Genomic DNA, 24625 nt, shown 5'->3' with positions numbered 1-24625 from the left:
GGCAGGGCAGGTTCTGAATCCCTGCCGAGGAATCGTATGACCATTTTTTCTTCCCTTCGCCGGCCGCGCCTGCGCGCACTGGTCGTGCCGCTCGCCGCCGCGCTGGCGAGCCACGCGCAGGCCGGCGATCCGCAAGCTGCCGATTTCGCCGACTTGTCGATCGAGGAACTGGCGAATATCCAGGTGACGTCGGTATCGAAAAAGCCGGAGCACCTGCAGGACGCGCCGGCCTCGGTCTTCGTCATCGGCGGCGACGACATCCGCCAGGCCGGCGCGCGCAGCATTCCCGATGCGCTGCGCCTGGCGCCCAGCCTGCACGTGGGCCAGCTCAGCAGCTACGCTTATTCGATCAGCGCGCGCGGCTTGAATGGCTCGAGTAACAGTGCTCCGAACAAATTGCTGGTCATGATAGATGGCCGCTCGGTCTACGCGCCGCTGTTTTCCGGCGTGTTCTGGGACATGCAGGACGTGATGCTGGAAGATGTTGAACGGATCGAGGTCATCAGCGGACCGGGCGGCACCATGTGGGGCGTCAATGCCGTCAATGGCGTGATCAACATCATCACGCGCTCGGCGCAGGCAAGCCAGGGCAGCCTGGCGGTGCTGCATGGTGCCAGCGATGGCGGCGACGTTGCCTTTCGCCAGGGCGGGCGTCGCGGCGACGCCCGCTGGCGGGTGTACGGCAAGGTGCTCACCCGCACGCATGGCGACACGGCCGCGGGCACGCGCGTCAACGATGCCTGGAACCAGGCGCAAGTCGGTTTCCGCGCCGACTGGCAGCGCGGCGGCGATGTCTTCAGTGTCAACGGCAATGCCTACCGCGGCGAACTGGAGCAGCCGGAACCGGGCGCTGTCGTCACCGGCACCGCATTGCGCCTGGGCGACATCGATACCCACGGCGCCAACCTGGCCGGGCGCTGGGAACGCGTCCTGGCCGGCGGCGGGCGCCTCGCCGTGCAAGCCTATATCGACCACACGCGGCGCGACGTGCCGCCGGCCTTTTCCGAGTCGCTCGACATCGTCGACGTGCAACTCCAGCATGCGTTGCCGGCCTGGGGCGCGCACAGCCTGGTCTGGGGCTTGAACTACCGGCATAGCTGGGACGATGTGGCCAACAGCGAAGTCATTGCCTTCCTGCCCGCGCGCGACGAGCAGACCTGGGCCAGCCTGTTCGCCCAGGATGAAATCGCGTTGCGTCCCGACCTGCGCCTCACGCTCGGCGCCCGCATCGAGCGCAACGACTACACCGGCAACGAACTGCTGCCGACGGCGCGCCTGGCGTGGCGCGTGCATCCGCGCCACGCGCTGTGGACGGCGCGTTCGCGCTCCGTGCGCGCGCCGACCCGGCTCGACGTCGACGCGTATGTGCCGGGACGCCCGCCCTACCTGTTGCGCGGCGGCCCGCGGGTGCGCGCCGAAGTGGCCAACGTGTTCGAACTCGGCTACCGCGGCCAGCCACTGGCCGGGCTCTCCTTTTCGGCCACGCTGTTCCACAACGAATACGACCACCTGCGCACCCAGGAAGTCGATCCGACCCGTACCTTCATCACCTTCGGCAGCTTGATGGAGGGCGCGGCGACCGGTATCGAGATGTGGGGCAGTTACCAGCTGAGCGGCGCCTGGCGCATGTCGGCCGGTTATACGGCCTTGCATGAAAACCTGCGCTTGAAAGCCGGCAGCAACGACCTGGCCGGCCCTTTCAATAGCGGCAAGAATCCGGAGCATACGCTGCAGCTGCGTTCCAACTACAGCCTCGACGACAAGCGCGAGCTCGAAGTGGCGCTGCGCAAGGTGGCGGCGCTCGAACATCCGGCCGTGCCGGGTTATTGGGCGCTCGACGCGCGTTTCGGGTGGCGCCTGCGGCCGCATCTCGAAGTGTCGGTGGTGGGGCGCAATCTGAATGGCGGCCATGCGGAATTCAGGTCGATCGCCAACCGCATCGAACTGGGACGCGAGCTGGGGGTGAAGCTGGTGTGGCAGGATTGATCCGGCTCCCAGGGACATAAAAAAACCCGCATCGAGACGATGCGGGTTTTTTCGATGGATGACGCCGGTTCAGATTGCCTTGGCCAAGGCCGCCGCCAGGCCCGTGTAATTGGCCGGTGTCATCGCCAGCATCGAGTCCTTGGCTTCCTGCGGCACCGCCAGCGTGCCGATGAATTCGCGCAGCGCTTCTTTCGTGATGCCCTTGCCGCGCGTGAGTTCCTTCAGTTGCTCGTACGGATTCTCGATGCCGTAGCGGCGCATCACGGTCTGCACCGGTTCGGCCAGCACTTCCCAGTTCGCATCGAGGTCGGCTTCCAGCCGGGCCGCGTTGACTTCCAGCTTGTTCAAGCCGCGCAGGCAGCTGTCGTAGGCCAGCAGCGTGTAGCCGAAGGCGACGCCGATATTGCGCAGGACGGTCGAATCGGTCAGGTCGCGCTGCATGCGCGAGACCGGCAGCTTTTCCGCCATGTGGCGCAGCATCGCATTGGCCAGGCCCAGGTTGCCTTCGGAATTTTCGAAGTCGATCGGGTTCACCTTGTGCGGCATGGTCGACGAACCGATCTCGCCCGCCTTCAACTTCTGCTTGAAATAGCCGAGCGACACATAGGTCCAGATGTCGCGGTTCAGGTCGAGCAGGATGGTGTTGGCGCGCGCGATGGCGTCGAACATTTCGGCCATGTAGTCATGCGGCTCGATCTGGATCGTGTACGGGTTGAAGGTCAAGCCGAGGCGCGCTTCGATCACGTCCTTCGAGAAGGCCGGCCAGTCGAAGCCCGGATAGGCCGACAGGTGGGCGTTGTAGTTGCCGACCGCGCCATTCATCTTGCCCAGGATTTCCACATCCGCGATGCGCTTGGCGGCGCGTTGCAGGCGTGCGACGACGTTGGCGAATTCTTTGCCGAGGGTCGTCGGGCTGGCCGTCTGGCCGTGGGTACGCGAGAGCATCGGCAGCGCCGCATTCGCGTGGGCGATCTCGGTCAGTTTGGCGATGATGCCCTGCAGGGCCGGGACCATGACGGTGTCGCGCGCGGCCTTGAGCATCATGCCGTGGCTGGTGTTGTTGATGTCTTCCGAGGTGCAGCCGAAGTGGATGAATTCACTGGCCGCGACCAGTTCCGGCACATCCTTGACTTGCTCCTTGAGCCAGTACTCGACGGCCTTGACGTCATGGTTGGTGACCGCTTCGATTTCCTTGATGCGTGCTGCGTCGGCTTCGTCGAAACCTGCGGCGATGGCGTCGAGGTGGGCGCGCGCTTCGCCGGAAAACGGCTTGATCTCGTCGAAGCCCGCCTGCGCCAGCGCCTGCAGCCACGCGATCTCGACCATGACACGGTGGTGCATGAAGCCGGCTTCGGACAGGATCGGGCGCAGCTTGTCGGTCTTGGCCGCGTAACGGCCATCGAGCGGCGACAGTGCCGACAGGGAAGAGAGTGGGGCGGTAGCGGTCATGGCGGGCGGTCCGTGCAAAAACGCGGATTTTACCACTGGAGCGCATCCGGGGCCTTGTTGCGGGCACAGCGAAACGGGCCTGCATGGCCGTTTTCGGCAGCCGGGCCGATGTTATACTCTCATTAAATTCCTCTTTCCGAGCATCTATGAAACTCATCGGTTCGAATACCAGTCCCTATGTGCGCAAGGTCCGCGTCGTGATGGCGGAAAAGAAGCTCGACTACTCGTTCGCGCTCGACAACGTCTGGAGCGCCGAGACCCAGGTCCACCAGTCAAATCCGCTGGGCAAGGTACCCTGCCTGGTCATGGAAGACGGCAGCGCCCTGTACGATTCGCGCGTGATCGCCGAGTACCTCGACACGCTCACGCCCGTCTGCAAGCTCTTGCCCGCCAACGGCAACGGACGCGACCGCGCCGACGTGAAGGTGTGGGAAGCGCTGGCCGACGGCGTCCTGGACGCGGCCGTGCTGGTGCGCCTGGAAAGGACGCTGCGCCCGCAAGAGCAGCAGAGCCCGCAGTGGATCGAGCGCCAGCTGGGCAAGGTGCATGCGGGCCTGGCGGTCATGTCCGAGAAACTCGGCGAGCAGCCTTTCTGCATGGGCAAGGCCTACACGCTGGCCGACGTCGCCGTCGGCTGCGCGCTCGGCTGGCTGTCGTTCCGCTTCCCCGAGATCGGCTGGCGCGGCGATTACCCGAACCTGGCGAAACTGTTCGACAAGCTCAACGAGCGGCCATCGTTCCGCGACACGGCGCCAATCGAAGCATGAGCGGCGCGCACCGCTGCCTCGACAACACGGGCACGGCCGCCACCCTCGTCTTCGGGGAAGCCCTGGTCGACGACTTCGCCACCGAGCAGCTCGTCGGCGGCGCGCCCTTCAACGTCGCGCGCCACCTGGCCGCCTTCATGGCGCCGCAACTGATGATCACGCGCGTGGGCAGCGACCGCAACGGCGCGACCATCGCGGCCGAATTCGAGCGCTTCGCCATGGCGCGCTCCGGCCTGCAGCGCGACACGATCGAGGAGACCGGCCGCGTGATCGTCGAACGCGGCCCGCAAGGGCACCGCTTCGTGATCGTGCCGAACCAGGCCTATGACTACATCGCGCGCGAGGAAGCGCTGGCGGCAGCGGCCACGATAGAGGCCGGCGCCTTCTATTTCGGCACCCTGGCCCAGCGCGGCGAGCGCGCGCGCGGCACCCTCAAGGCGCTGCTCTCGAGCACCAAGGCGATGCGCTTTCTCGACGTGAACATGCGCGACGGCCAGGTGGACGAGCGCATCGTCTCGGACTCGCTGCATGCGGCCGACATCGCCAAGGTCAACGAAGACGAACTGCAGGCGCTGTTCGGCTGGTACTTCCAGCTCGGCCCGAACGACCCGCCGATGGCGGCCGGCGAAACGCGCTCGGCCTGCGGCGCGCTGCTGCAGATGTTCGGACTGGAGGCGCTGATCGTCACCCTGGGCCACCGCGGCTCGGTGTACTTCGGCGCCGGCGGCGTCACGATCGACACGCGCGACACGCCGCCGCCGGCATTCGTCATCGACACGGTCGGCGCCGGGGACGCGTTCTCGGCCATTTTCCTGCTGGGGCGCGCGCGCGGCTGGCCGCTGGCGCTGACACTGGCGCGCGCCAACGAATTCGCCGGCGCGATCTGCGCCATTCCCGGCGCCGTGCCGCGCGACCTCGGGTTTTACGACAAGTGGATGACGCGCTGGCGGTGAGCATTGCAGGCTGACCCATGATCCGGCTCCCCGAACCAGGCAGCGTCGTCCGGCGCGCCGGCTTTCGCGCCGCCCCCATCAATGCTATTCTTCTCGCGCCCTTCGCTCAGCCTTTCGATCACATGCCTATCTGCTCCCTCCTGCGTGCCACCGCTTGCGCGCTCCTTGGCCTGCACGGCGCCGCCCACGCGCTCGACCTGGCACCCGACCCGCTCAGCTACGCCAACCATGACCAGGTCAGGACGCGCGCCCTGCACCTCGACCTGAAGGCCGATTTCGCGAAAAAGACGCTGGCCGGCCACGCCGAGCTGACGCTCGACTGGCTCGATAAAGACGCGCGCCGCCTCGACCTCGACACGCGCGAGCTGACGATCGCGAAAATCGAAGCCCAGGACGCCGGCGGACGCTGGACCAGCGTGCGCTACATGCTCGGCAAATTCGACCAGGAGAAGGGCCGCGCCCTGCGCATCGACTTGCCGAAGCAGGCGCCGAAGGTGCGCATCTACTATCGCACCGCGCCCACCGCCAGCGCCCTGCAGTGGCTCACCCCCGCGCAGACCCTGTCGGGCAAGCGTCCCTTCATGTTCAGCCAGTCTCAGGCGATCAACGCGCGCTCCTGGGCACCGGTGCAGGACACGCCGTCGGTGCGCTTCACCTACACCGCGCGCATCGACGCGCCCGCCGGCCTGCGCGTGGTGATGAGCGCCGACAACGATCCGGCCGCGACCGGGAAGGGCGGCTGGAAATTCAACATGCCGCAGCCGATTCCCTCCTACCTGCTGGCGATCGGCATCGGCGAACTGGAAGCACGCACGCTCGGGGGACGCACCGGCGTCTATGCCGAGCCGGGACGCATCGAGGCCGCCGCCTATGAGCTGGCCGACACCGAGAAGATGGTCGCCGCCGCCGAATCGCTCTACGGCCCGTATCGCTGGGGGCGCTACGACATGCTGGTGCTGCCGCCCTCGTTCCCGATCGGCGGCATGGAAAACCCGCGCCTGACCTTCCTCACGCCGACCATGATCGCGGGCGACCGCAGCCTGGTCGACCTGATCGCGCATGAACTGGCGCACAGCTGGTCGGGCAACCTGGTGACCAACGCCTCGTGGAAGCACTGGTGGCTCAACGAAGGCTTTACCACCTATGTGACGACCCGCATCCTGGAAAAGCTGTACGGCGAAGAAGTGGCGACGATGAACCTGCAGCTCGAGCAGGAAGAAGCGATCGAGTCGCTCAAGGACATCCCGCGGGCGAAGCAGGCCCTGCTCACGCGCGGCCCGGATACCGGTTCGGACACCCATACCGACGAAGGCCTGGCCTATCCGAAGGGCGCCTGGCTCCTGCGCACGCTGGAAGAGCGCGCCGGCCGCGCCGTGTTCGATCCATTCCTGCGCGGCTGGTTCGACAACCATGCCTTCCAGAGCGTGACCACGGAGCAGTTCATCGCCTACCTGCGCACCAACCTGCTGGCCAGGCATCCGCAGGTCATGGGCGACGCCGAACTCGACGAATGGCTGTACGGCCCGGGCATCCCGGCCAGCGCCAGGTACGCCAAGTCGCAGCGCCTGGTGGCGCTCGATGCGGCGACCGCCGCCTGGCTCAAGGGCGAGCTGCCGACGGCAAGACTCGACACGCAGCACTGGAGCGCCAACGAGTGGATGAAGTTCCTGAACGACATCGACAACAAGACCGATGCCGCACGCCTGAAGGAACTCGACGCCGCCTTCGGGCTGGCCAGGACCCGCAACAACGAGGTCGCCTTCCGCTTCTACCGCGCGGCGGTGCACGCCGGCTACCGCGAGATCCGCCCGCAGATCCACGCTTTCCTGCATAGCGTCGGCCGCAAGAAGTTCGTGGTGCCGCTCTACACGGCGCTGCGCGCGCACCCGCAGGACCGTGCCTGGGCCGAGGGCGTGTACAAGGCGGCGCGCGCGCGCTATCACCCCGAGACGCAGGCGAGCGTCGACAAGGCGATGACCGCGCAGTAAACACGTGTAAACCAGGCAGGTGCAGGCCAAGACGCCGGGAGACGGCCGGACCAGCAAAGGAAACGAAGAGTGCACCACATGCAACGCATTGCCGCCGCGATCCTGATCGCGTCTTGCGCCGCCGGCGCCCATGCCCGGACGGCAGCGGCGCCGGCCGTAGCCACGCCCGCAGCGGCCCCCGCCGTCGCGGCCGCCCACGACCTGGAGCAGGACGTCGGCCGCGTCATGCAAGCCTTCGACGTGCCCGGCATCGCGATCGCCGTCGTCAAGGACGGCAAGGTCGTCGCCGCGCGCGGCTTCGGCGTGCGCAAACTCGGCGAGCCGGCCAGGGTCGACGGCAGGACCCTGTTCGAGATCGCCTCGAATTCGAAAGCGTTCACCGCGGCCGCGCTGGCGATGCTGGTCGACGAGGGCAAGCTGCAATGGGACGACCCGGTCGTCAAGCACCTGCCCGACTTCCAGATGTACGACGCCTACGTCACGCGCGAGATGACGGTGCGCGACCTGCTGACCCACCGCAGCGGCCTGGGCCTGGGCGCCGGCGACCTGCTCTGGTGGCCGACGACGACGTTCACCACCGACGAGATCATCGAGCGCCTGCGCTACATAAAGCCGGCGACGAGCTTTCGCAACGGCTATGCCTACGACAACCTGCTGTACATCGTGGCCGGCAAGATCATCGCGCGCAAGTCCGGCAAGTCCTGGGGCGACACGGTGCGCGAGCGCATCCTGGCCCCGCTGGGCATGAACACGACCACCACCAGCCTGCTGGAGAATGCCGCCAACCCGAATGCCTCGCACGCGCACAGCAAGATCAATGGCAGGATCGCCGCCGTCAAGCCACTGCCGGTCGATAACGCGGTCGGCGCGGTTGGCATCAACACGAATGCCGAAGACATCGCGCGCTGGATGACGGTGCTGCTCGACGGCGGCCGTGTCGCGGGCAGGAAAGGCGCGGACGGCAAGGAGCTGCGCCTGTTCTCCGAGGCGCAGTCGCGCGAGATGTGGACCGCGCAGACGCCGATGAAGATCGCCCAGCCGAAAGGTCCGCTGGCCGCGACGAAGGCCAATTTCGCCGCCTACGGCCTGGGCTTCCAGCTGCGCGACTACAAGGGCCAGCTGATCGCCATGCACGGCGGCGCGCTGCAGGGTTTCTATTCGCGCGTACTGCTGGTGCCGGAGTCGAGGCTGGGCGTGGCCATTCTCACCAACGCCGAAAGCGGGGGCGCGCTCAACGCACTGCAATACCGCCTGCTCGACCGGTTCATGACGGGCAGCGCGCCGACCGACTGGATCAAGCTCGTCGCCGACGACGAGGAGCGCAAGCACGCCGAGGAGCTGGCGCGCCTGAAGCAGGCCGCGGACACGCGCGTGGCGACGTCCAAGCCCGCGCTGGCGCTCGGCGCCTACGAAGGCAACTACAGCGACCCGTGGTACGGCACGATGAACATCAGGCGCGAGGGCAAGAAGCTGGTCATGTCCTTCTCGCGCACGCCCGACCTGACGGGCGAGATGGAGCACTTCCAGCACGACACCTTCATCGTGCGCTGGAAGGAGCGCAACTTCAACGCCGACGCATACGCGACCTTCGCGCTCGATCATGACGGCAGCATCGAGCACGTGAAGATGAAGGCGGTATCGGCCGAGACCGACTTCAGTTACGACTTCCACGACCTGCTGTTCACGCCCGTGAAGCAGCCGAAGGCGAAGCCGTAAAATAAAACGGGGCGGTCCGGTTCGGACGGCCCCGTTTCCTGTCGGGTGGACACGGTGCGTCCACCCTGCCGATACCTCAGCCGGCGATCACTGCTTGACGAACTTGAGCGTCATCCGGTCGCTCTCGCCAATGGCCAGGTACTTTTCGCGGTCCTTGTCCTTGTTGGCCAGCACCGGCGGCAGCGTCCATACGCCCTTTTCGTGATTCGCCGTGTCCTTCGGATTGGCGTTCACTTCCGATTTCGCCGCCAGCTTGAAGCCTGCGCTTTCGGCCATCTTGATGACGTAGGCTTCGTGCACATAGCCGCTCGACGCTTTCTCGTCCTGCTTCATCGAGGCCGGCAGGCGGTGCTCGACCACGCCCAGCACGCCGCCCGGTTTCAAGACCTTGTGGATTTCCTTGAACGTGGTTTTCACCGCCTCGTCGCCGGCGCCGATGAAGTTATGGATGTTGCGGAAGGTGAGGACCATGTCGGCGCTGCCGGCCGGCGCGATCTCGTAGCGGCTCGGCGGCTCGAACACGCCCATGGCGGCCTTGCCGTACAGCGCAGGGTTGGCGTCGAGCTTGGCACGGAAGGCGAGGCCGCTTTTCTTGCCCGGCTCGTTCGCCTGGCCGGCGCCGATGTACTTGCCCTTCTCGCGCAGGTAGGGCGCGAGGATCTCGGTGTACCAGCCGCCGCCGGGCAACAGCTCCACCACCGTCATGGTCGGCTTGATGCCGAAGAAGGTCAGCGTCTCGTACGGATGGCGCCAGGTATCGCGCGCGGCATTGGCGGCGCGGTGTTCGCCGCCGATGACGGCCTTCAGGGCGTCGTCGGCCTGCACGGCGCCGGCGGCGCTCGCGGCCAGCAGGGCTGCCAGGATCAGTCGTTTCATGAGGGTGGATCTCCGTTGTCGGTTGGTGTCGGATGCTGTGGCCCGGATGGACCCGGGCCGCCGCGCCGATGATCGAACAAGCCACCCGGCCCGTCAAGCGAATCCGCGTGCCTGTCGCGCGTATGTACAGGCCGCATGCTGTCGGCGCGTGCAGGCGGACACCCTCCGGGCGGTTTGCGACCGGTATGAAGATTGGCTATTCAAAAGCCGAAGTTGCTGCTAATGTTTAACGGTTTGCCATTCGGCCGGCCCGCGATGGCATCGGGAACCGGACATGTACATATGCGGCCGCGCCGGACCGCAGTTTCGAACCGCAGTCGAATTCAGGAGACACAATGGAACGTCGCAGTTTTCTCAACATCGGTACGCTGGCATTCGGCTCGATGCTCATCCCGATCGCAGGACGTGCGATCGCCGCCGAGGAATTGATGAACCCGATGGCCGTCGCGGCCAAGAAAGCGCTGGCCGACACGGCGCTCAATGCCGCCACCAAGGCCGGGGCATCGTATTGCGACGTGCGCATCGGGCGCTACCTGAACCAGTTCGTCACCACCCGTGACCTGAATGTCGAGAACGTCGTCAACACCGAATCGGCCGGCGTCGGCGTGCGCGTCATCTGCAACGGCGCCTACGGCTTTGCCGCCACCTCCGACATGACGGCGGACGGCGTCGCCAACGCGGCGCGCCAGGCGGTGGCGATCGCCAAGGCCAACGCCAGGCTGCAGGCCGAGCCGGTGCGCCTCGCGCCCGTGAAAGGCGTGGGCGAAGTGTCCTGGGCCACGCCGTACAAGAAGGACTGGCGCACGGTCCCGATCAAGGACAAGGCCGAGCTGCTCATCGCCGCCAACAAGGCCGGCATGGACAACGGCGCCAACTTCATGCAGTCGATGCTGTTTCAGGTGAACCAGCAGAAGTACTTCGCGTCGACCGACGGCTCCTACATCGACCAGGACCTGCACCGCCTGTGGGCGCCGTTCAACGCCACCGCCGTCGACAAGGCAACCGGCAAGTTCCGTTCGCGTAACGGCCTCGGTTCGCCGGTGGGCATGGGCTACGAATACCTCGACGCACGTCCCGAGCACAAGATCAAGGCCGCCGGCGGCGTCGCCACGCTGTACACCGATTCGTACGACATGATCGAGGACGCGCGCGCCGCCGGCCGCGACGCCAAGCGTAAGCTCACCGCCAGGTCGGTCACGCCGGGCAAGTACGACCTGATGCTCTCTCCGGAACACCTGTTCCTGACCATCCACGAATCGGTCGGCCATCCGACGGAACTGGACCGCGTGCTCGGCTACGAAGCCAACTACGCCGGCACCAGCTTCGCGACCCTGGATAAATGGGAAACCAGGAAATTCAAGTACGGCGCCGAGATCGTCAACCTGTACGCCGACAAGGTCACCAGGAATTCGCTCGGCGCGGTCGGCTACGACGACGAAGGGGTGCGTACCAGGCAGTGGGACATCATCAAGGACGGCATCCTCGTCAACTACCAGGCCACGCGCGACCAGGCCCACATCATCGGCGAAAAGGAATCGCACGGCTGCTCGTACGCCGACTCGTGGAGCAACGTGCAGTTCCAGCGCATGCCGAACGTGTCGCTGGCGGCGGGCAAGAAGAAAATGAGCCCGGACGACATGGTCAAGGGCATCAAGAAGGGCATCTACATCGTCGGCGACGGTTCGTTCTCGATCGACCAGCAGCGCTACAACTTCCAGTTCGGCGGCCAGCTGTTCTACGAAATCAAGGACGGCAAGATCGGGCAAATGCTGGAAGACGTCGCCTACCAGGCCAACACCCAGGAATTCTGGACAGCCTGCGCCGGCATCTGCGACGAGAGCGACTGGCGCATGGGCGGCTCCTTCTTCGACGGCAAGGGCCAGCCGCCGCAGATCAGCATCGTCTCGCACGGGTCCTCGACCGCGCGCTTCAACGGCATCAACGTGATCAACACCGCCCGCAAGATCGGCTAAGGAATTTTCATGACCATCCTGACCCAGGACCAAACCAAACGCATCTGCGACCGCGTGCTGTCGCTCTCGAAAGCCGACGAATGCATCGTCGGCATCGCCGGCGAACGCAACGGCAACATCCGCTTCGCGCGCAACGCCGTCTCCACCGCCGGCCTGACCGACGACACCACCTTGACCGTGCGCGTCGCCTTCGGCAAGCGCCAGGGAACGGCCACCATCAACGAGTTCGACGACAAGTCGCTGGAAAAGGCCGTGCGCCGCGCCGAGGACCTGGCGCGCCTGGCGCCGGAAAACCCGGAGTTCATGCCGGCCGTCGCCAGGCAGTCCTATAAAGCCTCGAATACGTTCGTGCAGAAGACCGCCGACATCGATCCCGAGATCCGCGCCCAGGCAGCCGCCTACGCGATCGAGGCCTGCCGCAAGAAAGGGCTGGTGAGCGCCGGCTTCCTGACCGACACCACTTCCTTCCAGACGGTTGCCAACTCGAACGGCGTGTTCGGCCACCAGGCCCTGACCTCGCTCGATTTCACCTGCACCATCCGCACCGAGGATGGCCGCGGTTCGGGCTGGGTGCGCCGCTCTGCGCGCGACCTGGCGCGCTTCGATCCGCGCGAAGCGGCCGACGTCGCCATCGAAAAGGCGCTGCGCTCGGTCGACGCGAAGGCGCTGGAACCGGGCCGCTACACCGTGATCCTGGAACCGGCCGCCACCAGCGACCTGATGACCTTCATGATGAACGGTTTCGACGGGCGCCGCTCGGACGAAGGCCGCAGCTTTCTCTCCAAGCAGGGCGGCTTGAACCGCGTCGGCGACAAGCTCTTCGACAGCCAGGTCAACATCTGGTCCGATCCATGGGACCCGCTGGTGCCGGTCCTGCCCTGGGACAGCAACATGCTGCCGCGCGAACGCCAGCAGTGGATCAAGGATGGCCGCGTGGCCGACCTCGAGTACTCGCAGTTCTGGGCCAAGCAGAAGAACAAGCGCGCCGTGGGCGCGGCCGGCAATTTCATCATGGCCGGCACCGACAAGACCACCGAGGCGCTGATCGCCAGCACCAAAAAGGGCGTGCTGGTCACGCGCACCTGGTACATCCGCATGGTCGATCCGCAATCGGTGGCGCTGACGGGCCTGACGCGCGACGGCACCTTCTACGTCGAGAACGGCAAGATCAAGCACCCGATCAAGAACTTCCGCTTCAACGAGAGCCCGGTCACGATGCTCAACAATATCGAAGAAATCGGCAAGTCGGTGGTGCTGGGCGGCGACGAGGGTCCGAACCCGATGGTGGTGCCGGCGATGAAGGTGCGCGATTTTAATTTCACGTCGCTGTCGGACGCGGTGTAAGAGAAAAAACGCAGCGTGGTCGCAGCGGCCACGACATGGAGACACAATGGAACGACGTACCTTCCTCACCATCTGCGCCGGCACGGCCGGCGCCATGGTCATCCCGGTCTGCGGCAATGCGATCGCGGCCGAAGACCTGCTCAGCCCCATGGCCTTGGCCTTCAAGAAATCGCTGGCCGACACGGCGCTGGGCGCCGCCACCAAGGCCGGCGCATCGTATTGCGACGTGCGCATCGGCCGCTACCTGAACCAGTTCATCACGACGCGCGACCTGAACGTCGAGAACATCACGAATACCGAATCGACGGGCGTCGGCATCCGCGTGATCGCGGGCGGCGCCTACGGCTTTGCCGCGACCAGCACCATGCACCCCGACGCCGTGGCCGCTTGCGCGCGCCAGGCAGTGGCGATTGCGAAAGCCAACGCCCGCCTGCAAACGGAGCCGGTGCGGCTGGCCCCCGTCAAGGGCGTGGGCGAGGTGAGCTGGGCCACGCCGATCAGCAAGGATTGGCGCGCCGTTCCGATCAAGGACAAGGCCGAGATGCTGATCGCCGCCAACAAGGCCGGGCTGGAGGCGGGCGCCAGCTTCATGACGGCGAACCTTTTCCAGATCAACCAGCAAAAATATTTTGCGTCCACCGACGGCTCCTACATCGACCAGGACGTCCACCGCCTGTGGGCGCCGATCAATGCCACCGCCGTCGACAAGGCGACCGGCAAATTCCGCTCGCGCGCCGGTCTCGGCTCGCCAGTGAGCATGGGCTACGAATACTTCGACGTACGCGCCCAGGACAAGGTGCGCGCCGCCGGCGGCGTGACCACGCTCTACACCAGATCCTACGACGTGATCGAGGACGCACGCCTGGCCGGCAAGCAGGCGCGCGAAAAGCTGTCCGCCAAATCGGTCGAGCCGGGCAAGTACGACCTGGTGCTGGCGCCCGAACACCTGTTCCTCACCATCCACGAAGCGGTCGGCCACCCGACGGAACTGGACCGCGTGCTCGGCTACGAGGCCAACTACGCCGGCACCAGCTTCGCCACGCTCGACAAGTGGGAATCGAAGAAATTCAAGTTCGGCGCCGAGCGCGTGAATTTCATTGCCGACCGCACCGCGCCGACCTCGCTCGGCCTGATCGGCTACGACGACGAAGGCGTGCGCGCGCGCGAGTGGAACATCATCAAGGACGGCGTGCTCGTGAATTACCAGGCCACGCGCGACCAGGCCCACATCATCGGCGAAAAGGAATCGCACGGCTGCTCGTACGCCGATTCCTGGAGCAGCGTGCAGTTCCAGCGCATGCCGAACGTGTCGCTCGCCGCCGGCAAGGCGCGCCTGACCCCGGACGAGATGGTCAAGGACGTCAAGAAGGGCATCTATATCGTCGGCCGCGGTTCGTATTCGATCGACCAGCAGCGCTACAACTTCCAGTTCGGCGGCACGCTGTTCTACGAAATCAAGAACGGCAAGATCACCAATCCCCTGGAAGATGTGGCGTATCAGTCGAATACCCAGGAATTCTGGAACGCCTGCAGCGCCATCTGCGACGAGCGCGACTGGCGCATGGGCGGCTCCTTCTTCGACGGCAAGGGCCAGCCGAGCCAGGTCAGCGCGGTCTCGCACGGTTCGAGCACGACGCGCTTCAACGGCATCAACGTGATCAACACGGCACGCAGGATCGGTTAAGGAAAAACGATGAAACAATTGAACCAGGAAGAAGCAAAACGCATCTGCGAACGCGTCATCAAGTTTTCGAAGGCCGACGAATGCAGCGTCTCGATCGAAGGCAAGCGCGAAGGCAACGTGCGCTTCGCGCGCAACGGCATCTCGACGGCGGGCCTGAACGAAGACATGGAGCTGACGGTGCGCGTGGCCTTCGGCAAGAAGGCCGGCATCGCCCAACTCAACGAGTTCGACGACAAGTCGCTGGAAAAGGCGGTGCGCCGCGCCGAAGAGCTGGCGCGCCTGGCGCCGGAAAATCCTGAATTCATGCCCGCCGTCGGCAAGCAGGATTTCAGGACCACGCCGACGTTTGTCCGCGCGACCGCCGATATCGATCCGGAATACCGCGCCCAGGTCGCGGCCTACAGCATCGAAGCGGCGAAGAAGGCGGGCCTGGTGGCGGCCGGCTTCTTCAACGACGGCAAGCGTTTCGAGGCGATCGCCAATTCGAACGGCGTGTTCGGCTTCCAGGAACTGACCGACCTGGCCTATACCTGCACCGTGCGCACCGAAGACGGCCGCGGTTCGGGCTGGGTCACGCGTTCGGCGGTGGACGCGAGCCGCTTCGACGCCCGTGAAGCGGTCGGCGTGGCGATCGACAAGGCGCTGCGCTCGGTCGAGGCGAAGGCGCTCGAGCCGGGCCGCTACACGGTCATCCTGGAACCGGCGGCCACTTCCGAAGTGCTGGGCAATATGTTCTCCGCGTTCGATGCGCGCGATGCCGACGAGGGCCGCAGCTTCCTGACCAAGAAGGGCGGCAAGAACCGCCTGGGCGACAAGCTGTTCGACGAGCAGATCAACGTCTGGGCCGATCCGTGGAATCCGGACGTGCCGGTCGCGCCCTGGGACGGCCAGACCATGCAGGCGCGCGCGCGCACCGACATTGTCAAGAACGGCCGCATCGCCTCGCTCGATTATTCGCGCTACTGGGCGCACAAGCAGGGCAAGCCGGCCACCGCCGGCCACGGCAACATGATCATGGCCGGCGGCACCAGGTCGCTCGATGAACTGGTCGCGGGGACGAAAAAAGGCGTGGTCGTCACGCGCACCTGGTACATCCGCATGGTCGATCCGCAGTCGCTTCTGCTGACGGGCCTGACGCGCGACGGCACCTTCTATGTCGAGAACGGCAAGATCAAGTATCCGATCAAGAATTTCCGCTTCAACGAGAGCCCGGTCTCGATCCTGAACAACGTCGAGGAGCTGGGAAGACCCGTCGTCATCGGCGGCGACGAAGTGCCCTACCAGATGGTGCTGCCGCCGATGAAGGTGCGCGACTTCAACTTCACGTCGCTGTCCGACGCGGTGTAACCGGCTCCCTGGTCATGGCCCGGTACGATTTTTACTTCACGCGCCTGCTGTACGAGTCGGGCGACTGGGATGTGGATATCCGCATGCCCAGCAACGTGCTCAATTCGCTCGTCGAGTACACGACCTTGCGCGTGGACCCGGCCGAGCGGATGATCGCGCTGTCCGACCCGAAGGTGCTCGAAGCGCCGTTCTGCTACCTGGCCGGCCACAAGCTGGTGCAGTTCACGCCCGCCGAGCGCAAGAACTTCGAGCGCTACGTGCGCGGCGGCGGCTTCGTGTTCGTCGACGACTGCAACCACGACGTCGACGGCCTGTTCGCGAAATCGTTCGAAGCCGAGATGGCGAAGATCTTCGGCGGCTCGGCCTTGCGAAAAATCCCGAACAACCACCCGGTGTATTCGAGCTTCTTCAAATTCGACGGTCCGCCCAATACCTCGGTGGAACTGAACGGCTGGGGCGACGACCTGGTGCACGAATATCTAAAGGCGATCGAGATTGGCGGGCGCGTGCGCGTGCTGTACTCGAACAAGGATTACGGCTGCGAGTGGGACTACGACTTCCGGAATAAACGGTTTCTGGCGGTCGACAATACCCGCTTCGCGGTAAACATCATTCAATACGCGTTGGGAGCATGAAGTGGCAGAGCAGGCTGGGGCAGGGTACGATCAGGGGGCATGGAGCGAGTCGGAAGTCGCGAGCCTGGTGGCGAAGGTGGCGGCGCTGAAAGCGAGCATGGCGCGCGTGATCATCGGCCAGGAAGAAGTGGTCGACCTGCTGGTGACGTGTTTGCTGGCCGGCGGCCACGCGCTGGTGGAAGGCGTGCCCGGACTGGGCAAGACGCTGCTGGTGAAGTCCCTGGCGCAGGCGACCGACATGCAGTTCCGGAGGGTGCAGTTCACGCCCGACCTGATGCCCTCCGATATCGTCGGCACCGAGATCCTGGAAGAAGACGCGGCCACGCGCCGGCGTTCGTTCCGTTTCCAGCCCGGTCCCGTGTTCACGCAAGTGCTGCTGGCCGACGAGATCAACCGCGCGCCGCCGAAGACCCAATCGGCGCTGCTCGAAGCGATGCAGGAACGCTGCGTCACCTTCGCCGGCCACACCCACATGCTGCCGCGCCCCTTCTTCGTGCTGGCCACGCAAAACCCGATCGAGCAGGCCGGCACCTATCCGCTGCCCGAAGCCCAGCTCGACCGCTTCCTGCTGCGCATCGACGTCGTCTACCCGACCGAAGACGAAGAAGTCATGATGGTCTCGAAGACCACGCACGCCGGCCTGGGCGAGGCCGAACCGGCGATGGATCTGCAAAGCCTGTTACGCCTGCAGCAGCTGGTGCGCGACATCGCCATCGGCGAACACCTGCTGCGCTACGCCACGCGCCTGGTGCGCGCGACGCGTCCGTCGGTGACGACGGTGGCGGCAGTCAAGCAACACGTCGGCTGGGGCGCGGGACCGCGCGCCGGCCAGGCGCTGGTGCTGGCGGCCAAGGCGCGTGCGCTGATGGCGGGACGCCTGGCCGTCACGCGCGAGGACATCGCCGCCATGCTGCTGCCGGTGCTGGCGCACCGCGTGCTGCGCAATTTCGAGGCCGAAGCCGACGGCGTGGCCATGGCCGACATCCTGCAGGCGATCCGCGCCGAAATCCGGGTCGACTGACTGGCATCGATGATGGCATTGGCAAGTTCGGCGCTGATCGCGCACACGACCGACCTCGAACTCGTCATCCGGCATGTGCTGGCGGGACTGGGGCAGGGCGTGCATGCCGGCCGCGAACGCGGCGCCGGCGTCGAGTTCTCCGAGTACCGGGCCTACGCGCCGGGCGACGAGTGGCGCCGCGTCGACTGGAAGCTGCTCGCGCGCGCGGACCGCTATTACGTGCGCGAGGCCGAACGCGACAGCCATGTCGCCGTCTGGCTGGTGCTCGATGCCAGCGCATCGATGGCCGAACCGAGCCGCAGCATCGGGGGACTCGACAAGCTGGGCTATGCACGCACGCTGCTGGCCTGCATCGCCGCGATCGCGCAGCGCCAGGGCGACGCCTTCGGGCTCGCCGTGCTGGCAAGCGGCCGCGTCCAGTTCCTGCCGGCCGCGCGCGGACCGCGCCAGCTGCAGCGGGTGCTGGCCAGACTCAAGCAGGTGACGGCCGCGGGCCACCTGCCCGATGCCGACGTGCTGCGCGGCGGCCTGCGCTTGACGGCGTCGCCTTCGCTGATCTTCGCGGCCAGCGATTTCCTCGACTGGCCTTCGCCGCTCTCGGACGCGCTGGTGCGCCTGCGCCACATGCGCCATGACGTGCGCGCCGCCTGCCTGCATACCGGGGCCGAGCAGGAGGGCAGCTTCGACAGCGGGCCGGCCTACCGCGACCCCGAGCGGGAGGGGGCCGTGTTCCGCTTCGGCGCCGACCTGCGCGAGACTTACCTGCGCAATCGCGAGGCGCATTTCGGCGCCGTCAGCGCCGCCCTGCGTGCCAGCGACGTGCTGCAGGTGTCCGCCCGCATTGAACAGGCGCCGGGCGACGTGCTGCGCCAGTGGCTGCGCCAGGGAGGCCGCCGATGAACGGCCTGTGGTGGCTGGCGCTGCCGACCCTGCTGCTGCCGGTCTGGTGGCACCGCAAGAAACGCGTGCAGGTCAAGGCCGAGCCGCTGGCCAGCGCGCGCTTCCTGCCGCGCACGGAACCGCGGCACCGGCGCGTCTGGCGCTGGTCGGATGTACCGCTATTGATCGTGCGCTGCCTGCTGCTGGCCTGCGCGATTGCCTGGCTGGCCGATCCGGTGTTTCCGTGGCGCGGCGCGACGGTCGTCGTGGCGCAGGGCACCGACGCAGGGTGGGCCGAGCGTGAGGCGCAGGCCGCCGGATTTGCGCAGGCGGCGCGCCTGTCGCTGCCGGCCGGCGATGCGCTGGCCTGGATCCGTGCCCACGAGCGCGAATTCAAGCCCGAGGCGCGCCTGCTGGTGCTGGGCGATATTCCGATGCCGGCTACGCTGCCGGCATTTCGCCGTCCGGTGGTGCTGCGGTCGCTCGCTCGACCCGTGGCGCGCACGGACAGCCGCGTCGCCATCGTCAGCGCCCGACCCGGGGAATGGCGCCGCCTGTTCGCCGCGCTCGACGGCCCGCTGCGCGTCAGCATCGACAGCGTGCCCGGCCCGAAGACCGAACTGATCGTCTGGGACATGCCCGACGCGCCGCCGCCCGGCATGCGTGCGCCGCTGTGGTGGGCCACCGATGCCGGCGCCTTCACCGAGCTGGCGCAATCGAAGACGATCGGCGGCATCGTTCATGCCGACGGCGCGCGGGGCCGGGTGTGGGCCTCGACCGCCTGGCCGCCGGCCGACCCGGCCGCGGCGCGCACGCTGCTCGAGACCTGGCGCGAGCTGCACCATGCGCCGGTCCCGTACACGGCGCCGCCGCAGGCCTTCGCCGCCGCCGGCACCGGCGCGCGCAGCGGCGCCAGCGGCGCGCTGCGCGACTTGTTGATGATGGCGCTGGTCGGCCTGTTTGCGCTCGAAAGGATCGTCACCCATGCACGGCGACGCTGATATCGTGCGGCGCCTGTGGCGTGCGGCGCTGGTACGGCGCTTGCCGCTGTGGGCGCTGGGAACCTTGCCCTGGCTAAGCCTGCGTCTCCTGCCCGGCCTGCTGGCCTGGGTCGCCTGGTGCATGTGGGATGCGGCCCGCTTGCGCGGCAAGGTCAGGCATGGCTGGAGCGGCTGGCTGGACGCGGCGGTGCCGGGCATGGAAGACAGCAGCGCGCTGCTGGTGGAGGCCGGCACGCCGCTGGCGCGCCTGCAGCGCGCGCGCCTGCTGGGGCGCCTCGATGCCGCGCTGGACCAGCCTGCCGTGCGGCGCGCCATCGACCCCCACGTCAAGACCGGCCTGGGCTGGCTGTTGCCCTGGCTGGCGCTGGCCGCCGTCGTCTGGTTCTTCGGCAGGCAGCCGGCCGCCGCACCCGGCGCCGCCAGGCCGCCGGGCGCGGCGGTGGAGGCGCCGGTCATCCCCGAGCTGAGCGTGACGGCGACGCCACCGGGCTACACCGGCGCGGCGCGCACGACCGGCGCGCCGCGCGACATCAGCCTGCCGGAAGGCGGCAGCATCGTGTGGTGCCTGAAGAATGCCGGGGCGGTCGAGACGACCCTGGAACTGAGCGACGGCCGCGCCTTGAGGGTGAACGCGCAATGCGCGACCCTGGTTGCGAGCGAATCGCTGTTCTGGCGCTGGCGCGGCGCGCGCTACACGGTCAAGGTGACGCCGGACGCGCCGCCCGTCATCGCGGTTTCGCAGCCGGCCCGGATGATCGAGGAACTGAAGAGCGGCGCCACGGCGGCCCCGATGGCGCTTTCGGTGCGGGACGACTACCGCGTCCAGCGCGCCACCTTGCACCTGACGCTGGCGCGCGGCAGCGGAGAAAACATCAAGTTCACCGATCGCGAAATGCCGCTGCCGGCCTCGAACAATCCGCGCGTGCGCAACTGGGCGAAAACCTGGAGCCTGGCGGAACTGGGCATGGAGCCGGGTGACGAGCTCTATTTCTTCGTGCGCGCCAGCGACAACGCGGCGCGTCCCCACACGGTGCAGTCGCCCACCTACACGCTGCGCCTGCCGGCGCCGGAAGTCGAGGACGACGAGGAGACGACGGCCATGCCGATGCTGGTCAAGCCCCAGAGCCTGCGCAGCCAGCGCCAGATCATCATCGATACCGAGCAGCTGATGGCCGACATGAAATCGACCCGGATGCATGCCGACGCGGTGCGCGAGCGCAGCGAGAAGATCGCGCAGGACCAGGGCCAGCTGCGCCGCCGCTACGGCCAGTTCCTGGGCGAGGAATCGAGCCTGTTCGGCGGCGAGGAGGAAGACGAGCATGCCGGCGAGGACGGCAAGATGGACGTGCTGCACGAGTTCGGTCACGCCCACGACGAAGCGGAGAATGCGACCCTGTACGACGAGGACACGAAAAAAATCCTGCGCCGCGCCCTGGTCGCGATGTGGGACGCTGAAAAGGCCTTGCGCGCGATCCAGCCAAGGACGGCGCTGCAGCCCGAGTACAAGGCGCTCGCCGCCATCAAGGAGTTGCAGCAGGCCGACCGCATCTACCTGCACAAGACCGCCTTCGTGCCGCCGCCCATCAAGGAAGAGATTCGCATGACGGGCGACGTCGTCGGCGCGGCCAGCTATGCGCGCGAGCAGGACGCGGCCGGCGAGGCGATTCCCGCCTCCTTGCGCGCTCTGGTGGCGGCCTTGTCGGGCGAGGGCGCGCTGCCTGCCCTGTGGACGCGCACCGCCCACGACTGGGTGCGCGACCGCCTGAAGGACGACGACCGGCGCCTGGCGGCGCAGCGCGCGATCCAGGACGTGGCCGACGGCTGCCAGCGCTGCCGTCCAGGCCTGCGCGCCTGGCTGCGCGCCGGTATCGGCCAGGCACCGGTGCTGCTGCAGGCGCAGCCGGTGACGAGCACGCCATTCACGCGCGCCTGGCGCGAAGGAGCGGCCAAATGAATGCCGGCGTTGCCCTCATCGCCGCCATTGCCCTCGTCGGCGCGCCCAGCGTGCTGCTCTACCTGTGGCGGCGGCGCTTTCTCGAGGCATTGCTGGCACTGGTCGCCACGGCGGCGCTGGCGCTGCTCGCTTCGGATTTGAGGATGCCGGGCGAGTCGGGCACGACGCTGGCGATCGATGCGCGCTATCCGCCCGCCTCGCTCGAGGGCGTGCGCAGCGTGACGCTCGAGGGCGACGGCCTGCGCGCGGCGCAGTGGCACGACCTGCCGGCGCGCCCGCTGGCCTGGACCGTCCCCAAAACTGAGACACTTCGTCTCGAATTTCCGCGCCGGCTGGCGCTGGGCCGCCTGTTCGCGCTGACCGTGCGCCGCGGCGGCGAGACATCCGCGCGCCTGCAGCTGCTGGCCGAAAATGGCCAGGTGCTGGCGGAGTCACGCGGCGTTGGCGACCTGACGGTGAACTGGCTGCCGCCGCTGGCCGAGCCGCTGGTATTAAAAGCGCGCCTGCTGGACGAGCGGGACGCCGTGCTGGCCGAGGGACCGGTGCCGGTCGTCGTTGGCGAGACGCGCCCGCTGTCCGTTCGCGGCCGCTTCAGCGCGCCCTCGTTCGACGTGCGCGTGCTGAACGATGTGCTGACACAAAGCCGCGCCCTGGTGGACTGGCAGGTCACGCTCGGCAAGACGGTCACGCGCACCGAAAGCGCGCGCGAGAAGATCGACAAGCCCGATTTGCTGGTGATCGATGCCGCCTGGTTCGAGCGCGCCGCGGCGCCCGCGCGCGCGGCCTTGCTGGCGCAGGTGACGGGCGGCGCTTCCCTGTTGGTGCTGGCCGCGAACGCCAACGATGCCGGCATCTGGTCGCGCAGCCTGCAGTTGCCGCTCCAGGCCCAGGGGGCCGACGAGCTGACGGGCGGGCCGCTGCCGCTGCCGGTGGCGCCGTTGACGCCGTCCACGCGCCAGGCCGGTGCCTGGACCGGCAACGATGCCGGCGTCTGGGCGCGCCAATGGGGCAAGGGCCGCATCGGCTGGCTGGGCGCGGCCGACTGGCACCGCCTCGCGATCACCGAACCGCGCGCGCTGGCATTGTGGTGGCAGGGTGTGCTCGACGCGCTGCGTGTCGAGCGTTCCGAAGAAATCGCATGGCTGGCACCGCGCGAGATGCCGCTGCCCGGCCAACGCCTCGAGGTATGCGCGCTCGGCGTGCGCGGCAAGGTGCGCTTCCCGGACCTGGGCCAGACGCTCGCGTGGCAGCGCCGCACCGACCGCGTCGATGCCTCCTGCGTCGCCGTGTATCCGCGCGTACCGGGCTGGCTGAGGATGGACACGCAGGGAACGAAACCGGCCAGCGGCCAGGTCTACGTGCACGCGCCGCAAGACTGGCCGCTGTGGCAAGCCGCCGAGCGGCGCGACGCGACCGCGCGCTACGCGGCGCGCACGCCGGCGGCGCCTTCGAGCACGCAGCGCCCGTGGCCGCAATGGCCGTTTGCCGTCGCATTCGGGCTCGCCATGCTGGGATTGTGGTGGCGCGAACGACAAGACCAGAACAGCCGGGGTCAGGTCTGACATTCAGACACGAGCTCAACCTTGCTTCAGGCGCATGCGAGATTTTTTCACGAGAATCCGGAGCTACCTTGTCGCAAATGATAACGGCCGCCGTGCCGGCATGAATGTACGCACACGGGCATCTACTTTCGACTGCCGCATTCGTCGCATCCATGATGGGGCAGGTCGACAGGCTGCCCGCGGCTCCCGGACCTGCCTTATGTATCCGCCACGGGCTTTTCCAGCCGGCGCGCAGCCTGCCGTTGCGGCGTGTCGCCCAGTGGCAGCCGTGCCGCGGTTCGCGCGATTGCGCGCACCAGCGTCGCTTCGCCCAGGCGCAAGCCTTGTCCGCGCAACTGCGGCAGCGAACGCACCGGCTCCGGCACGATCTCGACGGCGGCCCGCACCAGCAGCCGCTGGAGCGGGCGCAGCGGCGCGGGCATGATCGGCGCTTCGGCCATGATGCGCAGGAAATCGGCAAGAATCTGCGATCCCTCCAGCCCCGGCGCGGTGGCGGCGAGCAGTGCTTTCCAGGCGGCCCATGAGCGCGGCAGGCCGGTTGCGCCATACAGTCCGGCGGAAAGCACACCCTCCGCGAACGCGGCATCCTTCTCGGCCCGCGACAGCGGCGACGCGTAGCAGTGGAAAGCTTCGCTAAACCCGAACACGGCGGTTGCCTGGACCCAGTCGAGCAAGCGCGGATCGTTGGCGTAATAGGCGACGCCGCCTGGCGTGGTGCCCCGCACGTGGCCGTGCACCCGCACCACGTGCGCGATCAGCTTTTCCGCCTGCGAGCGCGGGCCGTAGACGGTCATCATGGCCGCAGCGCCGGTGCGCCGCAGGCGGGTTCCTGGATCGCGCGCAAAACTGCTGTGTTCCCATACGCCCGTGCGGACCGAGGGTTCGGCCAGTTCGAGCAGCACCGCCGTCACCCCGCCGACGAACAGCGTAACCGGATTGGCGAACACCCGCCACGAGACGCCGTTTGCCGGCGCCAGCCCCGGCTCGCCCGGCGGCTGGCTGAAGTCGAAGGCCATGCCGGGGGGAGGGCGCATCAGTTCCTGCAGGATTTTCAGCATGACCGCACCGTATGGTTTTCCAGGTGCCAGTCTGCCACGGGGTGAAGCGCGGCGGCGTACGGCCGTTTAAAACGCGTAGCCGGCCCGCGGGGGGGTGCAGGCTGCAGGCTGGGGCCAGGTCTGACATTCGGACACAAGCTCAAGCATACTCGCGGCCTGCCGCAGTTTGGCGGGAGCGCTGGATGGGAAGGCGAAACTCAGGAACTAGGGCAGAGGCCGTGTACAAATGTTAGACGTGACCCCAGCCGCAGTGACCAAGCTCAAGCATACTCGCGGCCTGCCGCAGTTTGGCGGGAGCGCTGGATGGGAAGGCGAAACTCAGGAACTAGGGCAGAGGCCGTGTACAAATGTCAGACGTGACCCCAGCCGTACCATTCCTTGTTCGAATGGCCGGATGCGGGGTTGACGACGGGCATCCGGCACGCAGGGAAT

The 24625-nt window shown here is 67.1% G+C and carries 18 protein-coding genes; 15 read left to right on the top strand and 3 right to left on the bottom strand.

From position 1 onward, the window contains the following. Nucleotides 1-36: 36 nt before the first annotated feature. A complete protein-coding gene (locus tag ACFPOU_RS18085; RefSeq protein ID WP_379724355.1) occupies nt 37-1986 on the top strand; it encodes a TOL_0244 family TonB-dependent receptor in 1950 nt (649 codons plus the stop codon). 69 nt (nt 1987-2055) lie between these two features. Here the strand turns inward: ACFPOU_RS18085 and purB are convergent, their stop codons facing one another. Further along, a complete protein-coding gene (gene purB, locus ACFPOU_RS18080) occupies nt 2056-3435 on the bottom strand; it encodes an adenylosuccinate lyase (protein ID WP_379724352.1) in 1380 nt (459 codons plus the stop codon). Nucleotides 3436-3581: 146 nt separating this feature from the next. On the opposite strand from purB, the gene ACFPOU_RS18075 reads away from it, so the two are divergent. The 4 genes from ACFPOU_RS18075 to ACFPOU_RS18060 all read left to right on the top strand — a co-directional run bounded on the left by ACFPOU_RS18075 (nt 3582) and on the right by ACFPOU_RS18060 (nt 8859). Next, nucleotides 3582-4202 carry a glutathione S-transferase C-terminal domain-containing protein gene (locus ACFPOU_RS18075; protein ID WP_379724349.1) on the top strand — a complete coding sequence of 207 codons (621 nt, stop codon included), beginning with the start codon at nt 3582-3584 and terminating at the stop codon, nt 4200-4202. Then, complete coding sequence (locus ACFPOU_RS18070; RefSeq protein WP_379724346.1) at nt 4199-5155, top strand: PfkB family carbohydrate kinase; 957 nt, start codon at nt 4199-4201, stop codon at nt 5153-5155. Before ACFPOU_RS18075 ends, ACFPOU_RS18070 begins: the two co-directional genes overlap by 4 nt. Before the next feature lie 122 nt (nt 5156-5277). Next, nucleotides 5278-7143, top strand: coding sequence for a M1 family metallopeptidase (locus ACFPOU_RS18065; RefSeq protein WP_379724343.1), 1866 nt, complete (start codon nt 5278-5280; stop codon nt 7141-7143). Between the two features lie 78 nt (nt 7144-7221). After that, on the top strand, nt 7222-8859 hold the full coding sequence (locus tag ACFPOU_RS18060) for a serine hydrolase (RefSeq protein WP_379724339.1): 1638 nt from the start codon (nt 7222-7224) through the stop codon (nt 8857-8859). Nucleotides 8860-8946: 87 nt separating this feature from the next. Here the strand turns inward: ACFPOU_RS18060 and ACFPOU_RS18055 are convergent, their stop codons facing one another. Beyond that, the gene (locus ACFPOU_RS18055) at nt 8947-9735 is read right to left on the bottom strand and encodes a class I SAM-dependent methyltransferase (protein ID WP_379724336.1); all 789 of its coding nucleotides are present in this window, start codon (nt 9733-9735) and stop codon (nt 8947-8949) included. Nucleotides 9736-10070: 335 nt separating this feature from the next. On the opposite strand from ACFPOU_RS18055, the gene ACFPOU_RS18050 reads away from it, so the two are divergent. From ACFPOU_RS18050 to ACFPOU_RS18005, 10 genes are read left to right on the top strand one after another with little or no spacing between them, the layout of a single operon-like run. After that, nucleotides 10071-11708: a TldD/PmbA family protein gene (locus ACFPOU_RS18050; protein ID WP_379724333.1), complete on the top strand. Its 1638-nt coding sequence runs from the start codon at nt 10071-10073 to the stop codon at nt 11706-11708. Between the two features lie 9 nt (nt 11709-11717). Then, nucleotides 11718-13052 (top strand): TldD/PmbA family protein, encoded by a 1335-nt coding sequence (locus tag ACFPOU_RS18045; RefSeq protein WP_379724330.1) that lies wholly within the window; start codon nt 11718-11720, stop codon nt 13050-13052. 46 nt (nt 13053-13098) lie between these two features. Beyond that, nucleotides 13099-14736 (top strand): TldD/PmbA family protein, encoded by a 1638-nt coding sequence (locus tag ACFPOU_RS18040; RefSeq protein ID WP_379724327.1) that lies wholly within the window; start codon nt 13099-13101, stop codon nt 14734-14736. 9 nt (nt 14737-14745) lie between these two features. Next, nucleotides 14746-16083, top strand: coding sequence for a TldD/PmbA family protein (locus ACFPOU_RS18035; protein ID WP_379724324.1), 1338 nt, complete (start codon nt 14746-14748; stop codon nt 16081-16083). A gap of 14 nt (nt 16084-16097) precedes the next feature. Next, nucleotides 16098-16718: a DUF4159 domain-containing protein gene (locus ACFPOU_RS18030; protein ID WP_379724321.1), complete on the top strand. Its 621-nt coding sequence runs from the start codon at nt 16098-16100 to the stop codon at nt 16716-16718. Between the two features lies 1 nt (nt 16719). Further along, a complete protein-coding gene (locus ACFPOU_RS18025; RefSeq protein WP_379724318.1) occupies nt 16720-17739 on the top strand; it encodes an AAA family ATPase in 1020 nt (339 codons plus the stop codon). Nucleotides 17740-17751: 12 nt separating this feature from the next. Then, a complete protein-coding gene (locus ACFPOU_RS18020; protein WP_379724316.1) occupies nt 17752-18639 on the top strand; it encodes a DUF58 domain-containing protein in 888 nt (295 codons plus the stop codon). Continuing rightward, entirely contained in the window at nt 18636-19619 is a 984-nt protein-coding gene (locus ACFPOU_RS18015; protein ID WP_379724312.1) for a BatA domain-containing protein, read from the top strand. The genes ACFPOU_RS18020 and ACFPOU_RS18015 overlap by 4 nt, the downstream gene beginning before the upstream one ends. Further along, nucleotides 19603-21573: a DUF4175 family protein gene (locus tag ACFPOU_RS18010; protein WP_379724309.1), complete on the top strand. Its 1971-nt coding sequence runs from the start codon at nt 19603-19605 to the stop codon at nt 21571-21573. Before ACFPOU_RS18015 ends, ACFPOU_RS18010 begins: the two co-directional genes overlap by 17 nt. Beyond that, a complete protein-coding gene (locus tag ACFPOU_RS18005; protein ID WP_379724305.1) occupies nt 21570-23135 on the top strand; it encodes a hypothetical protein in 1566 nt (521 codons plus the stop codon). Before ACFPOU_RS18010 ends, ACFPOU_RS18005 begins: the two co-directional genes overlap by 4 nt. A 197-nt stretch (nt 23136-23332) precedes the next feature. Here the strand turns inward: ACFPOU_RS18005 and ACFPOU_RS18000 are convergent, their stop codons facing one another. Then, a complete protein-coding gene (locus ACFPOU_RS18000) occupies nt 23333-24193 on the bottom strand; it encodes an oxygenase MpaB family protein (protein ID WP_379724302.1) in 861 nt (286 codons plus the stop codon). Between the last annotated feature and the right edge of the window lie 432 nt (nt 24194-24625).

It is taken from the genome of Massilia jejuensis, from assembly GCF_042656795.1.
GTDB lineage: Bacteria > Pseudomonadota > Gammaproteobacteria > Burkholderiales > Burkholderiaceae_D > Telluria > Telluria jejuensis.
The sequence above is the reverse complement of the archived record's forward strand: the minus strand, read 5'-3'. Positions and strand labels throughout refer to the sequence as shown.

Bases quoted from the DNA above. Each gene is read 5' to 3' on its own strand.
- ACFPOU_RS18085 (WP_379724355.1), top strand. From the start codon at position 37: ATGACCATTTTTTCTTCCCTTCGCCGGCCGCGCCTGCGCGCACTGGTC.
- purB (WP_379724352.1), bottom strand. From the start codon at position 3,435: ATGACCGCTACCGCCCCACTCTCTTCCCTGTCGGCACTGTCGCCGCTC.
- ACFPOU_RS18075 (WP_379724349.1), top strand. From the start codon at position 3,582: ATGAAACTCATCGGTTCGAATACCAGTCCCTATGTGCGCAAGGTCCGC.
- ACFPOU_RS18070 (WP_379724346.1), top strand. From the start codon at position 4,199: ATGAGCGGCGCGCACCGCTGCCTCGACAACACGGGCACGGCCGCCACC.
- ACFPOU_RS18065 (WP_379724343.1), top strand. From the start codon at position 5,278: ATGCCTATCTGCTCCCTCCTGCGTGCCACCGCTTGCGCGCTCCTTGGC.
- ACFPOU_RS18060 (WP_379724339.1), top strand. From the start codon at position 7,222: ATGCAACGCATTGCCGCCGCGATCCTGATCGCGTCTTGCGCCGCCGGC.
- ACFPOU_RS18055 (WP_379724336.1), bottom strand. From the start codon at position 9,735: ATGAAACGACTGATCCTGGCAGCCCTGCTGGCCGCGAGCGCCGCCGGC.
- ACFPOU_RS18050 (WP_379724333.1), top strand. From the start codon at position 10,071: ATGGAACGTCGCAGTTTTCTCAACATCGGTACGCTGGCATTCGGCTCG.
- ACFPOU_RS18045 (WP_379724330.1), top strand. From the start codon at position 11,718: ATGACCATCCTGACCCAGGACCAAACCAAACGCATCTGCGACCGCGTG.
- ACFPOU_RS18040 (WP_379724327.1), top strand. From the start codon at position 13,099: ATGGAACGACGTACCTTCCTCACCATCTGCGCCGGCACGGCCGGCGCC.
- ACFPOU_RS18035 (WP_379724324.1), top strand. From the start codon at position 14,746: ATGAAACAATTGAACCAGGAAGAAGCAAAACGCATCTGCGAACGCGTC.
- ACFPOU_RS18030 (WP_379724321.1), top strand. From the start codon at position 16,098: ATGGCCCGGTACGATTTTTACTTCACGCGCCTGCTGTACGAGTCGGGC.
- ACFPOU_RS18020 (WP_379724316.1), top strand. From the start codon at position 17,752: ATGGCATTGGCAAGTTCGGCGCTGATCGCGCACACGACCGACCTCGAA.
- ACFPOU_RS18015 (WP_379724312.1), top strand. From the start codon at position 18,636: ATGAACGGCCTGTGGTGGCTGGCGCTGCCGACCCTGCTGCTGCCGGTC.
- ACFPOU_RS18010 (WP_379724309.1), top strand. From the start codon at position 19,603: ATGCACGGCGACGCTGATATCGTGCGGCGCCTGTGGCGTGCGGCGCTG.
- ACFPOU_RS18005 (WP_379724305.1), top strand. From the start codon at position 21,570: ATGAATGCCGGCGTTGCCCTCATCGCCGCCATTGCCCTCGTCGGCGCG.
- ACFPOU_RS18000 (WP_379724302.1), bottom strand. From the start codon at position 24,193: ATGCTGAAAATCCTGCAGGAACTGATGCGCCCTCCCCCCGGCATGGCC.